The sequence below is a fragment of the Streptomyces mirabilis genome (genome assembly GCF_018310535.1).
In the GTDB taxonomy this organism is placed as follows: Bacteria; Actinomycetota; Actinomycetes; order Streptomycetales; family Streptomycetaceae; genus Streptomyces.
The window spans coordinates 2,307,878-2,320,145 of record NZ_CP074102.1; the positions used below are offsets into that span (position 1 = coordinate 2,307,878).

10 protein-coding genes are annotated in these 12,268 nt (G+C 71.0%); 6 read left to right on the forward strand and 4 right to left on the reverse strand.

Features of this window, described 5'->3' with window-relative positions; genetic code table 11:
- Positions 1 to 21: 21 nt before the first annotated feature.
- The 3 genes from SMIR_RS09975 to SMIR_RS09985 all read left to right on the forward strand — a co-directional run bounded on the left by SMIR_RS09975 (position 22) and on the right by SMIR_RS09985 (position 3,381).
- Positions 22 to 978, forward strand: a complete 957-nt coding sequence (locus tag SMIR_RS09975; protein ID WP_168495826.1) for a LysR family transcriptional regulator — start codon at positions 22 to 24, stop codon at positions 976 to 978.
- A 105-nt stretch (positions 979 to 1,083) separates the two neighbouring features.
- A complete protein-coding gene (locus SMIR_RS09980) occupies positions 1,084 to 3,018 on the forward strand; it encodes a glycoside hydrolase family 97 catalytic domain-containing protein (RefSeq protein WP_168495824.1) in 1,935 nt (644 codons plus the stop codon).
- A gap of 156 nt (positions 3,019 to 3,174) precedes the next feature.
- The gene (locus SMIR_RS09985) at positions 3,175 to 3,381 is read left to right on the forward strand and encodes a DUF5988 family protein (RefSeq protein WP_168495822.1); all 207 of its coding nucleotides are present in this window, start codon (positions 3,175 to 3,177) and stop codon (positions 3,379 to 3,381) included.
- A gap of 31 nt (positions 3,382 to 3,412) precedes the next feature.
- Here the strand turns inward: SMIR_RS09985 and SMIR_RS09990 are convergent, their stop codons facing one another.
- The 3 genes from SMIR_RS09990 to SMIR_RS10000 form a co-directional block, all read right to left on the reverse strand.
- The gene (locus tag SMIR_RS09990; RefSeq protein WP_168495820.1) at positions 3,413 to 4,276 is read right to left on the reverse strand and encodes an alpha/beta fold hydrolase; all 864 of its coding nucleotides are present in this window, start codon (positions 4,274 to 4,276) and stop codon (positions 3,413 to 3,415) included.
- Between the two features lie 103 nt (positions 4,277 to 4,379).
- Positions 4,380 to 6,020: an L-glutamate gamma-semialdehyde dehydrogenase gene (pruA, locus tag SMIR_RS09995; protein WP_168495818.1), complete on the reverse strand. Its 1,641-nt coding sequence runs from the start codon at positions 6,018 to 6,020 to the stop codon at positions 4,380 to 4,382.
- 49 nt (positions 6,021 to 6,069) lie between these two features.
- Positions 6,070 to 6,996 carry a proline dehydrogenase family protein gene (locus SMIR_RS10000; RefSeq protein ID WP_168495816.1) on the reverse strand — a complete coding sequence of 309 codons (927 nt, stop codon included), beginning with the start codon at positions 6,994 to 6,996 and terminating at the stop codon, positions 6,070 to 6,072.
- Positions 6,997 to 7,159: 163 nt separating this feature from the next.
- On the opposite strand from SMIR_RS10000, the gene SMIR_RS10005 reads away from it, so the two are divergent.
- Positions 7,160 to 8,458, forward strand: coding sequence for a PucR family transcriptional regulator (locus SMIR_RS10005; RefSeq protein ID WP_422664416.1), 1,299 nt, complete (start codon positions 7,160 to 7,162; stop codon positions 8,456 to 8,458).
- Positions 8,459 to 8,553: 95 nt separating this feature from the next.
- A complete protein-coding gene (locus SMIR_RS10010) occupies positions 8,554 to 9,798 on the forward strand; it encodes a winged helix-turn-helix domain-containing protein (RefSeq protein ID WP_168495814.1) in 1,245 nt (414 codons plus the stop codon).
- Between the two features lie 104 nt (positions 9,799 to 9,902).
- Here SMIR_RS10010 and SMIR_RS10015 read toward each other — a convergent pair whose 3' ends face one another.
- Positions 9,903 to 10,490: a TetR/AcrR family transcriptional regulator gene (locus SMIR_RS10015; protein ID WP_168495812.1), complete on the reverse strand. Its 588-nt coding sequence runs from the start codon at positions 10,488 to 10,490 to the stop codon at positions 9,903 to 9,905.
- Between the two features lie 97 nt (positions 10,491 to 10,587).
- Between SMIR_RS10015 and SMIR_RS10020 the strand changes: the two genes are divergently transcribed.
- Complete coding sequence (locus SMIR_RS10020) at positions 10,588 to 12,153, forward strand: MFS transporter (protein ID WP_212726890.1); 1,566 nt, start codon at positions 10,588 to 10,590, stop codon at positions 12,151 to 12,153.
- Positions 12,154 to 12,268: the final 115 nt, after the last annotated feature.

A 12,268-nucleotide genomic window follows, 5' to 3' on the forward strand; every position in this document is an offset into this window, starting at 1 on the left:
CTTCACGTAGCCTTGCGTCTCATGCAGCATTCAGCACATGCGTCGTCCGGCTCCGGGCTGACCGCCCCCCTCCCCGACATGAACCTCCTGCCCGCCCTCGACGCCCTGCTGCGCGCGGGCAGCGTGGCGGGCGCGGCGGCCGAACTGAACGTCTCCCCCTCGGCGATGAGCCGCACCCTGGGCCGGCTGCGCCGGGTGGTCGGCGACCCGCTCCTCGTCCCGTCGGGGCGGGGTCTGACCCTGACGCCCCGCGCGCGGGAGATGCAGCCTCGGGTGCAGACGGCGCTGGCGGGCGCGGTGGCGGCGCTGCGACCGCCGACCGACATCGAACTCTCCTCTCTTCGGCGGGAGTTCAGAATCCGCACCAACGACGGGGTCGTCCTGTCCCTCGGCGCCCCACTGCTGGAACTGGCGGCCCGGGAGGCGCCCGGCGTACGGCTGCGGCTGCTGCCCGAGGGCGAGGAGGACCCAGCGGATCTGCGCACCCATGTCGACCTGGACGTGGGCGAGTTGCCGGACCCGCTGCCGCACGACGTGCGCGCCTCGACGCTGCACGAACACCGGATGGTGGCGGTGGCGCGGGCCGGCGCGGAGTTCGCGCACGAGCCGCTGACGCCTGAGCGGTTCGCCGCGCTGCCGCACATCACGGTGACACGGCGCGGCCGGGCACACAGCGTGGTGGACGAACGCCTCGCCGGGCTCGGCCTGCACCGCGACGTCCTGGCCACCGCCCCCACCTTCGGCGCGGCCTGCTTCTTCGTCCTGCGCACCGACGCCCTGGCGCTCGTCCCGGCGGAGGTCGCGAGGGAGGCGGAGCACTGGATGCCGCTGGCGGTGCTGGAGATCCCGCTGGACCTGCCGAGGTTCTCGACGGGCCAGGCATGGCACGTACGGCTGGACACGGATCCGGCACACCGGTGGCTGCGGGGGGCGCTGGCGCGGGTGGCGGAGGAGGTGAGGTGCGCCGATGAAGATTGATCCTATCTCTGATGCGGTCGGACGCCTTGACAGGCCTATTGCGCACCTTCACTCTCACAATCATCGGATGACTACAGGAGACGACTGCGAGAAGGAGGGTTCCTGATGTCGGTCCAGTTACGGGCCCGCACCATCGTGTTGACGCTCTGTTCCGCCCTGCTCGCCACGGCGGTGGCGGCGCTCCCCGCCCGCGCCGAGGGGACGGCGCGGGCCGCTTGGGAGGTGAAGGGGCCGCACGGCTCCCCGACGGCGGTCGTCGCGCTCGACCGGACCGACGGACATCCCACGCTCGCCGTGAGACGCGAGGGCAGAACGGTCCTGGATCCCTCCCCCCTCGGCCTGGTCACCGAACAGACCGACTTCTCCCGGGGGTTGACCCTCACCGGACACTCCGAGCGCACGATCACCGAGCACTACACGAGCCCGACCGGCAAGTCCCGCGACCGCGTCACCCGCATGACCGAGGCCCGCTTCCGCTTCCGCACCGCCGACGGCGCCCGGCTCGACCTGGTGACACGGGTCGCCCGCGACGGCGTCGCCTACCGCTACGTCCTGCCGCGCAACCACGGCAACGTACTGCGCGAGGCCTCCGCCTTCACCCTCCCCACCGGCGCGAACGCCCTCCTCGGCGGCTACCGCGCCGACAACGAGCTCCGCTTCATCCGCTACGACTCCGCGGGGTCGGCGCCGGCGGGCGCGTACATGATGCAGGGCCTGTTCAGGACGGACGGGGGCAACGGCGCCGCCGCTGACGGCGACTACGCCCTGATCGCCGAATCGGACGTCAACGGCACCTACGCGGGAGCCCACCTGACGCACGCCGCGGACTCGTCGACGTACGGGCTGAGCCTCTGGAACGACGAGCCGATCCTGACGACCGGCCCGCTCACCACCCCCTGGCGCGCGATCGTCACCGGCGATCTCGCGACCGTCACCGAGTCGACGTTCATCGACGACCTCGCCCCGGCGTCCCGGGTCCGCGACACCTCGTGGATCAAGCCGGGCCCGGCATTGTGGACCTGGCTGGCGGGCGGCAAGGAGGCCGGGCAGAGCCTGGCCGCGCAGGAGAAGTACGTGGACTACGCGGCCGAGCGCGGCTGGCCGTACGAAGTGGTGGACGCGGGCTGGTACTACAAGACCGGCGACTGGGAGGTGATCGATCCCCAGTGGCAGACGGACAGCTGGATGCCGGAGCTGGTGCGCTACGCGGCGGCCAAGGGCGTGGGCATCCACGTCTGGCTGCACTACAGCCTGCTGACCGATCCCGTCGAGCGCGAGAAGTGGTTTTCCACGCTGGCGCGTTGGGGCGTCAAGGGCGTGAAGATCGACTTCATGGACTCGGAGTCCCAGGAGCGGATGCGCTGGTACGACGACGTGCTGGAGTCCACGGCCCGCCACCACCTCATGGTGAACTTCCACGGCTCGACGATCCCCAAGGGCATCCAGCGCACCTGGCCGCAGGTCATGACGATGGAGGGGGTCGGCGGCGAGGAGAAGCGCAACAACACGGCGGAGCAGCTGGCCTCGCTCCCCTTCACCCGCAATGCCATCGGCTCCATGGACTTCACCCCGGGCGCCTTCCACCGCCCGTACCGCCCGAACGTCGCCTCGGACGCGGGTGAGCTGGGCCTGAGCGTCCTGTACGAGTCCGGGATCCAGAACCTCTCCGGCACCCCGGAGTCGTACGACGCGCGGCCCGAGGCCCGCCGCTATCTGGAGCAGCTTCCCGCGCGCTGGGAGGAGACCCGGCTGCTGACCGGCGATCCGGGCCGCTCGGCGGCCTTGGCCCGGCGCGCCGCCGACGGCCGGTGGTTCATCGGCGGCACGTTCACGGGCGCGGCCCGCACGGTCGACGTTCCGATGCGGCTGGGCGCGGGCCGCTGGCTGGTGGAGACCCTGACGGACGGACCGTCGGGGCTGGTGCGCGAGACGCACGTCGTCCGGGACGGCGGCACGCTGGCCGTACCGGTCGTGGCGGACGGCGGCTTCGCGGCGCTCGCCTGTCGCGCACGCGAAGGCCGTACGACCTGCGAGAACTGACCCATCGAAGCGTCACACCCCTCCCCTGACCCCGAGCGGGGTCAGGGGAGCCGCTCACGCACGACGACCGCCGACGGCTCAGAAGCGGATCGCCCACACGACTGATCCTCCGCGCGGCATGCGACATCGGGCTCCGGCAGGGGGAACGGTGACGTCATGAGCGACACGACCAAAGCACTGCTCGAGGGCGGCCCGGACGATCTGCCCGAGCGGATCGTCCCGGTCCCGCCCCCTGGAACGGACGTGAAGATCGAGTTGCGCGGTGGATACGAACACTTCAGGGCGACCCCGCGGCACACGGACACGCCGGAGGGCAGACTGCCCGTGTACGAGTGGTGGGAGCGGACGGAGTTCGCCGGGTGACGCCATATCCGCCGCGGCGAGGGACGGCGGATCACCGCAACGCCGCCGTCACCGCCTCCCGGAATCCCCTCGGGTCCTCGACCCACGGCAGGTGCCCGGCCTCCGGCAGGATCACCCGGCGTACCCGGGGCAGCGCCCTCTCCAGTGAGTCGACCGCCGAGCGCGGCCGGATGTCGAGCGCCCCGTCGACGACGACCACGGGCAGGTCGAGCTTCTCGCAGGCGGCGTACAGCTCCGGGGTGCCCCAGGTCCTTCTCCGCTCGGCGTTGAAGGCCTTGTGGCACTCGGTGCTGATGTCGAACCAGGGCTCGGTCATCCGCCGGGCATGCTCCAGGTCCCGCTCGCGGTCCACGAACTCGGCGGACCACTGCAGCACCGCACACTCCCGTTCCTCCGCCGCGGAGCGAACCGGACGGTCCGTCAACTCCCGCCAGCGGGCCAGGCGTTCGGGGCGCTCACCCAGCCGGGCGAGGAGGTTCGCCTTGAAGCCGTCGAACCAGTCGGAGTCGGGTCCGATCCCCGTACCGCTCACATAGACCAGCGCGTTCACCCGCTCGGGATGGGCCAGCGCATAGCTCAGCACCAGCTGCGCGCCCCACGAGTGGCCGAGCAGCGCCATCCGCTCCAGCCCGAAGTGCCGGCGTACGGCCTCCAGGTCGGCGACGAACCGCTCGCTCGTCCAGGGCCCGGCGCTCCGCTCCGAGCGCCCGCAGCCTCGCTGGTCCCAGCGGACGACCGGAGTCGCGTCGGCCAGTAGTTCCGTCACGTCGGTGAACATGTCCCACAGCCCGGGTCCTCCGTGGCACAGCACGAGCGGGGGGCCTTCGCCCGTCCGCTCCGCCCACAGACGTACTCCGTCGTCGGTCTCGACCGTCTCACTTCGCGTCCGGGCCATGGGGAGATTCTGCCCGGAGACGTCCAAGGACACCCCGACATGGAGACGGGCCGGGAAGCCTGCTCGGGGGTCAGGCTTCCCGGCCCGGGTTCGAAAGGGCTGATCAGCCCATGTGCGGGTACGTGTAGTCGGTCGGCGGGACCAGCGTCTCCTTGATGGCGCGGGTCAGCGTCCAGCGCATCAGGTTCTGCGGGGCGCCCGCCTTGTCGTTGGTGCCGGAGGCACGGCCGCCGCCGAAGGGCTGCTGGCCGACGACGGCGCCGGTCGACTTGTCGTTGATGTAGAAGTTGCCCGCGGCGTAGCGGAGCTTCTCCATCGTGTACGCCGCCGCCGCACGGTCGCCCGAGACGACCGAGCCGGTCAGCGCGTAGTCGGACGCCGACTCCATCTGCGTCAGCATCTCGTCGTAGCTCTCGGCCGAGCTGTCGTCGTACACGTGCACGGCGAGGAACGGGCCGAAGTACTCCGTCTTGAAGACCTCGTTCTCCGGGTCCGAGCACTCCACGACGGTCGGGCGCACGAAGTAGCCGACCGAGTCGTCGTACGAGCCGCCCGCGACGATCGTGCAGGTCGGGTCGGTCTTCGCCCGGTCGATCGCCGCCTTGTTCTTGGCGAACGCGCGCTCGTCGATGACCGCGCCGACGAAGTTCGCGAGGTCGGTGACGTCACCCATGGTCAGGTAGTCGACCTCGGCCGCGAACTCCTCCTTGAACCCGGAGTTCCAGATGGACGCCGGGATGTACGCGCGGGAGGTGGCGGAGCACTTCTGGCCCTGGTACTCGAAGGCACCACGGGTCAGGGCGGTCTTCAGGACCGCGCGGTCGGCGCTGGGGTGCGCGACCAGGAAGTCCTTGCCGCCGGTCTCGCCGACCAGGCGCGGGTACGAGCGGTACTTCTCGATGTTGTTGCCGACCGTCTTCCACAGGTACTGGAAGGTCTTGGTCGACCCGGTGAAGTGGATGCCCGCGAGGTCGCGGTGCTCCAGGGCGACCTTGGAGACCTCGATGCCGTCGCCGGTGACGAGGTTGATGACGCCCTTGGGGAGTCCGGCCTCCTCCAGGAGCCGCATCAGCAGCACGGCGGCGTGCGTCTGCGTCGGGGACGGCTTCCAGACCACGACGTTGCCCATCAGCGCGGGCGCGGTGGGCAGGTTGCCCGCGATCGCCGAGAAGTTGAACGGCGTGATCGCGTAGACGAAGCCCTCGAGCGGGCGGTGGTCGAGGCGGTTCCAGACGCCCGGCGAGTTGGCCGGGGGCTGCTCGGCGAGGATCTGGCGGGCGTAGGCGACGTTGAAGCGCCAGAAGTCGACGAGCTCGCAGGGGCAGTCGATCTCGGCCTGCTGGGCGGTCTTCGACTGGCCGAGCATGGTGGAGGCGGCCAGCGTCTCGCGCCAGGGGCCTGCCAGCAGCTCGGCGGCGCGCAGGATGATCGCGGCGCGGTCGTCGAAGGACATCGCGCGCCAGGCCGGCGCGGCGGCGAGGGCCGCGTCGATGGCGTCCTGCGCGTCCTGCTGGGTGGCGTGCGCGCCGGTGCCGATGACGGCCTTGTGGTTGTGCGGCTGCACGACCTCGAAGCGCTCACCGCCGCCGAGCCGCTTCTCGCCGCCGATGGTCATCGGCAGCTCGATCGGGTTCTCCGCCAGTTCCTTGAGCTTGGCCTCCAGGCGGGCGCGCTCGGGCGAACCGGGAGCGTAGCCGTGCACCGGCTCGTTGACGGGGGTGGGGACCTGGGTCACAGCGTCCATGGTGTCCGTAACTCCTTTATGAGCGGGTGGTTCGGGCTCGGCCCGTGGTTCAGCCCTTGGTCAGAATGCTGCGGGCGAAGAAGAGGAGGTTGGCCGGCTTCTCGGCCAGGCGGCGCATGAAGTAGCCGTACCAGTCGGTGCCGTACGCGGTGTACACCCGCATGCGGTGGCCCTCGGCGGCGAGCCGCAGGTGCTCCTCGCCGCGGATGCCGTACAGCATCTGGAACTCGTACTCGTCCGGCTTGCGCCCGGCCTTGCGCGCCAGCTCCTGCGCGATGGAGATGAGACGCGGGTCGTGGGACCCGATCATCGGGTACCCCTCGCCCTCCATCAGGACGCGCAGGACGCGGACGTACGCCTTGTCGGTCTCGGCCTTGTCCTGGTAAGCGACCTCGGCGGGCTCCTTGTAGGCGCCCTTCACCAGGCGGACGCGGCTGCCGCTCGCGGCGAGGCGGCGGGCGTCGGCCTCGGTGCGGTACAGATAGGCCTGGATGACGCAGCCGGTCCCCGGGAAGTCCTTCCGCAGCTCCTCGTGGATGGCGAACATCGAGTCGAGGGTGGTGTGGTCCTCGGCGTCCAGGGTGACGGTGGTGCCGATGGCGGCGGCGGCCTCGACGACGGGGCGCACGTTGGCGAGGGCCAGCTCGTGGCCGCCCTCCAGCGCCTGCCCGAACATCGACAGCTTGATCGACATCTCGGCCTTGGTGCCGAGGTCCAGCTCCTTCAGGTGCTCGATGAGCTCCAGGTACGCGTCCCGGGCGGCGAAGGCCTGCTCGCGGGTGGTGATGTCCTCGCCGACGACGTCGAGGGTGACTTCCAGACCCTTGGCGACGGCGTCCTGGACGACCGGAACGACCTGGTCGACGCTCTCACCGGCGATGAAGCGGGCGACCACCTGCTTGGTGCCGGGGGCCGCCGACACGAAGCGGCGCATCCGGTCGCTGCGCGACGCGGCGAGAATCACGGGACCCAGCACGGGGCACCTCCACAACAAGGCGAGCAGAAGGCCGTATCCCGACCATTCGGGTACGGCACGGAGAACCACCGTGAAACCTAAGGATCCCTCCGATCCTGAGCCATCGACAGCTGTCACGCATCCGTGCCCTGGATCTCAGACAGATGTATGAAGGGCTGCGGAATTGCGGGAGAATGCCCGGGTGAGCGGCGAACAAAGGGATCACAGAGAGCACAGGGACCATCGGGACCACCGTGGCGACCACGGCGGCTACCAGGAGCTGGTCGACGAGATCTCGGCGCTCCTCGGCGTGCCCGCGACGCTGGAGAACCGGGATTTCGAGCTGATCGCCTTCGGTGCCTACGACAGCGAGGGCGAGCTCGACCCGTCGGCCCTGGACCCCGTACGGACCCGCTCGATCCTCACCCGTCGCTCCACGACGGCGGTCCGTACCTGGTTCGAGGGCTTCGGCATCACACGCGCGACGGCCCCCGTACACATCCCGCCCACCCCGGAGGCGGGCGTGTACCGGGGCCGGATCTGCCTGCCGGTACGCCATCGGGGTGTCGTCCTCGGCTACGTCTGGCTGTTGGAGGACGACCCCGGGCCGTCCGAGGCGCAGCTCTCCGCGGCGATGGAGGTCGCCGCCCGCATCGGCGACCTGCTCGCGGACGAGGCGCAGGCGGGCGCGGACCTCACCCGCGAGCTGCGCGCGGTCCTCACCGCCGAGCGCGGCTGGCAGAGGGACATGGCGGTGGCCGAGCTGCGCACTGCCCTCGGCCCGCGCGGCGACGGCCTGCACGCGGTAGTGTGCGTCGCCCCCTGGCCCTCCGCCGACCCGGACGACGCCCCTTCGGTCCGTACGGTGCCGGGCGCGACCGCGCTGTGCACGGTGCCGTGGGGGGCCACCGGCCAGAGCCTGGCCCTTCTGGTACGGCTGCGCTCGGCCGACGTACTGACTCCGGCACTCACGGCGGCGACACGCTTCGTACGGGAGGCGGACGGGGAACGCGGGGGCGGCGGGCAGGGGGCGGGGGCCGGAACAGCCAAGGCTGCCGGGATGGCCGGGACCACCGTGGCCGCCGGAGTCGCCGGGGCCCGGGTCGGCCTCGCCGAGCTGGGGGCCGCCTGGCAGGAGGCGTCCGCCGCCGCCCGCGCCGTCCTCGCGGAGCCCCGCCTCGGCCCGGTCGCCGAGTGGGCCTCCATCGGCCCGTACCGCCTCCTCACGGCACTCCCCCCGGAGGCGGCCCACGACCCCGCCGTCCGCACCCTCCTCTCCCCCGCGCACCGTGAACTCGCCCGCACCGCCGAGGTGTTCCTCGACTGCGCGGGACAGGCGGGGCGCACGGCGGCGGAGTTGGGCATCCACCGGCAGACCCTCTACTACCGCCTGTCCCGCGTCGAGCAGCTGACCGGCCTCGACCTGGACGACGGCGAGGACCGCCTGCTGCTGCACATGGCGTTGAAGGGGGCGCGACTGTGATGCCTGCGCGCGGCGATCAGCCGTAGGGTGTGCCGTCGAAACGCTCGCCGCGTGCTCAGGCAACGGTGCACCGAGCAGGGAGCAGGGGACCCGGAATGCCCACATCCCAGTGGAAGTTGACCATCAGTCAGGTGGACGCGCGTCGGCTTGCGCTGTCGCGGCAGTGGCTCGGCGGGGTGCGTCCGTCGGGTGACGGGGAGGGGCTGCGGGCCGTTCTGCGGTCGTTGCGCTATCTGCAGTTGGACCCCATCAGTGTCGTGGCGCCGAGTCATGAGCTCGTGGTGTGGAGCCGCCTCGGGGCGGGGGCCGGTTCGCATCTCGGCGAGTTGTGGTGGGGGGAGCGGTGGCTGTTCGAGTACTGGGCGCACGCCGCGGCCCTGGTGCTCACCGAGGACTATCCGATCCACCGGGTGTCGATGGACGGCTATCCCCCGAAGAACCTGTCGTTGACCAAGGTGTGGATGGAGGCCAACGAAGGGCTCCTGGAGCACATCCTCACCCGGCTCGCCGAAGGCGCCCCGCTGTCCACCGACGCCTTCGAGGACCGCTCGGTCATGGAGTGGCCCTCCAGCGGCTGGACCGCGGGCCGCAACGTCGAGCGGATGCTGACCTTCCTGTGGCTTCAGGGCCGGATCATGGTCGCGGGGCGCGAGGCGGGCCGGCGGTTGTGGGGCCTCCCCGACGCCTGTCTGCCGCCCGGCGCCGACCGGGTCGCGGTGTCGGCGCGGGAGATGGTGACCACGGCCGCGGAGCACACCCTGCGCGCCCTCGGCGTCGCCCGTCCCCTGGACATCAAGCAGTACTTCCTGCGAGGCAAGTACGACGGCCTGGCCGAGGTGCTGCGCACCCTCACGCAGGAGGGTCGCGTCATACCCGTACGGGTGGAGGGGGCCACCTCGGCCACCGAGACGTGGTACGTGCACGTCGACGCCATGGCCGAGCTGGAGGCGATCCGCGCCGGTGACTGGCACGGGCGCACCGCGCTGCTCTCCCCCTTCGACAACCTCGTGGGCGACCGGCGCCTGACCGAACGCCTGTGGGGCTTCGCCTTCCGCAACGAGATGTACGTGCCCAAGGCCAAACGGGAGTACGGCTACTACCTGCTGCCGATCCTGCACGAGGACCGCCTGGTCGGCCGTGTCTCGCCCCGTCGTGACCGGAACCGGGGCACCCTGCTGGTCGAGGGCCTCTACCTGGAGCCCGACGTCAGACCGACGGTGGCCCTGCGCAAGGCCGTCACCGGACAACTCGCCGACCTGGCAACCCTCGTGGGAGCGACCGACGTCGAGTACGGCGAGACGGTACCCGAACCCTGGCGCGCGGCCCTGCGCCGGTCCTAGCCCGCCACGACCCGCGCTGGTGGCGCTGATCCCGGCGTACCGCGATGCCCGAGCCGATCGCGGGTCCGGCACCACGCCGACCGGAGTCGTGGCCGGGCGACGCCTCAGTCCCGCGAGCCGGCCGCCCCCTCGATCACCCTTCGCAGCCCCTCCGTGAGGTCGTCCGCCGTGGAGGCGCTCGCCGGGTCGAAGAGCCACTGCACCATCAGACCGTTGAGCAGCGCCTGGTAGAAGCCGCCGACGGCCTTGACGGTCCGCTCGTCGAGCGTCTCCTCGTCCTGGCCCGTGAACATCGAGACGAGCCCGGACCGGCCCTCGATCTGCGCCTTCGCCATGAGGTCCCGCAGCTGCGGCACCCGCTCCCCCTGCGTCACGATCTCCATGCTGGCCGCCCACACGGGCTTGAAGTCCTCGAAGGACTCCAGCATCCGCGCCCACACGTCATGGAACCGCTCCACGGAACCCCCGGGCGCCTGCTCGCGCTCCTGGTGGAGGGCGAACTTCTCGCCCCACTCCTGCACCAGCTCCACGAAGGCCTGCGTCAGCAGCGCGTCCTTCGACCCGTAGTGGTAGCCGATGGACGCCAGGTTCGTCCCGGACTCCTTCACGATGTCGCGCGCCGTGGTGCGCACGAACCCCTTCTCCAACAGGCAGCGCTTGGCGCCTTCGAGCAGATCCTCACGGTGTCCCATGCCGATCAGCGTACCCCCGATACAGACAACCGTCCCAGACGCACGTTTTAAACACTCGTACTAGACAAGCGTTTAATACGTCCGTACAGTCCCTGCCATGACGAACCCGAAGCACTCGACGAGCACCACCCCCGCACCCGGCGGAGGCCTCGCCGGCCGCCGCGAATGGACCGCCCTCGGCGTCCTGATGCTTCCGCTGCTCCTGGTCTCGATGGACGTCTCGGTCCTCTACTTCGCGATCCCCGCGATCAGCGCGGACCTGGAGCCGAGCGGCACCCAGCAGCTGTGGATCTTCGACATCTACGCGTTCGTGCTCGCCGGGCTGTTGATGACGATGGGCTCGCTCGGCGACCGCATAGGACGCCGCAAGCTCCTCCTCTTCGGCGCCGCCGCCTTCGGCACGGCCTCGGTCATGGCCGCCTACGCCGACAGCGCCGAGATGCTGATCGCGGCCCGCGCGGTACTCGGCATCGGTGGCGCCACCCTCATGCCGTCGACGATGGCGATCATCCGCACGATGTTCACCGACCCCGGCCAGCGCGCGAAGGCGATCGGTCTGTGGTCCGGCGTCATGACCGGCGGTATCGCGCTCGGTTCGGTGATGAGCGGTGTCCTCGTCGAGTACTTCTGGTGGGGCTCGGTCTTCCTCGTCAACCTGCCCGCGATGGTGCTGCTGCTGGTCCTCGGCCCGGTCCTGCTCCCCGAGTCCAGGAACCCGGAACCCGGCCGGTTCGACCTGCTCAGCGTGCCGCTGTCGATGGCCGCCGTGCTGCCCGTCATCTACGGCGTGAAGGAAATCCCGTCCGAGGGCTGGAAGTTCGAGTACGGCGCCTCGATCGTCGTCGGTCTCGTCTTCGCCGCGCTCTTCGTCCAGCGGCAGCGCACCACCAAGTCTCCGCTGATCTCCCCCGAGTTGTTCCGGGGCCGGGGCTTCGCGCCCGCCGTCGTCCTCAACCTTGTCTCCTCGTTCGGGATGATGGGCTCGGCGTACTTCACCACCCAGTACCTGCAGTCGGTCCTCGGCAAGAGCTCCATGGAGGCCGCCCTGTGGTCGCTGCTGCCGACGGTCCTGGTCGGGGTCGCCGCGCCGGTCGCCGCGCAGCTGGTGCAGAAGGGCGTCCACCGCGCCCACGTCGTCTCCGGCGGCTTCGTCCTCGCCGCGTGCGGCTACGGTCTGCTGGCCCTCACCGGGACCGACTCTCTGTGGCTGGTCCTCGCCGGTGCCGGTGTCCTCGCCTCGGGGATCGTCACCGTGATGTCGCAGATGATGGATCTGGCCCTGGGCACCGTCCCCGTCGGCAACGCGGGCGCCGCGTCCTCGCTGCTGGAGACGGGTGCCGAGTTCGGCGGGGCGCTCGGTATGGCGGTCCTGGGCTCCATCGGTACGGCCGTCTACCGCCACGAGATTCCGTCCGGCGCCCCGGCGCCGGCCCAGGAGACCCTCGGCGGCGCGCTGGCGGTCGCCCACCAGTTGCCGGGCGACGCGGGGGACGCGCTGGTGCGGGTCGCGCGGGAGGCGTTCACCAGTGGGATGCAGGCGGCGGCGATCGCGGGGGCGGTGCTGTTGTTGGGGGCGGCGGCGGTGGCGTCTGCGACGTTGCGGCGAGTGCCGGTGCGGGAGATCGGGGCCGAGGCCCCCCACCCCGAACAGGCTCCCGCCTGACACCGCCCCCACCACCAGGGCTACGCCCTTGGAACCCCGGCTGTGCGCTCCGACTACGGGGGGGCGGGGTCCGGTCGCGCAATTCCCCGCGCCCCTCGGGCCTGGCTGCGCCCCG

Coding starts and splice junctions, on each gene's coding strand:
- SMIR_RS10010 (WP_168495814.1), top strand. CDS start 8,554: ATGCCCACATCCCAGTGGAAGTTGACCATCAGTCAGGTGGACGCGCGT.
- SMIR_RS10015 (WP_168495812.1), bottom strand. CDS start 10,490: ATGGGACACCGTGAGGATCTGCTCGAAGGCGCCAAGCGCTGCCTGTTG.
- SMIR_RS09975 (WP_168495826.1), top strand. CDS start 22: ATGCAGCATTCAGCACATGCGTCGTCCGGCTCCGGGCTGACCGCCCCC.
- SMIR_RS10020 (WP_212726890.1), top strand. CDS start 10,588: ATGACGAACCCGAAGCACTCGACGAGCACCACCCCCGCACCCGGCGGA.
- pruA (WP_168495818.1), bottom strand. CDS start 6,020: ATGGACGCTGTGACCCAGGTCCCCACCCCCGTCAACGAGCCGGTGCAC.
- SMIR_RS09990 (WP_168495820.1), bottom strand. CDS start 4,276: ATGGCCCGGACGCGAAGTGAGACGGTCGAGACCGACGACGGAGTACGT.
- SMIR_RS09985 (WP_168495822.1), top strand. CDS start 3,175: ATGAGCGACACGACCAAAGCACTGCTCGAGGGCGGCCCGGACGATCTG.
- SMIR_RS09980 (WP_168495824.1), top strand. CDS start 1,084: ATGTCGGTCCAGTTACGGGCCCGCACCATCGTGTTGACGCTCTGTTCC.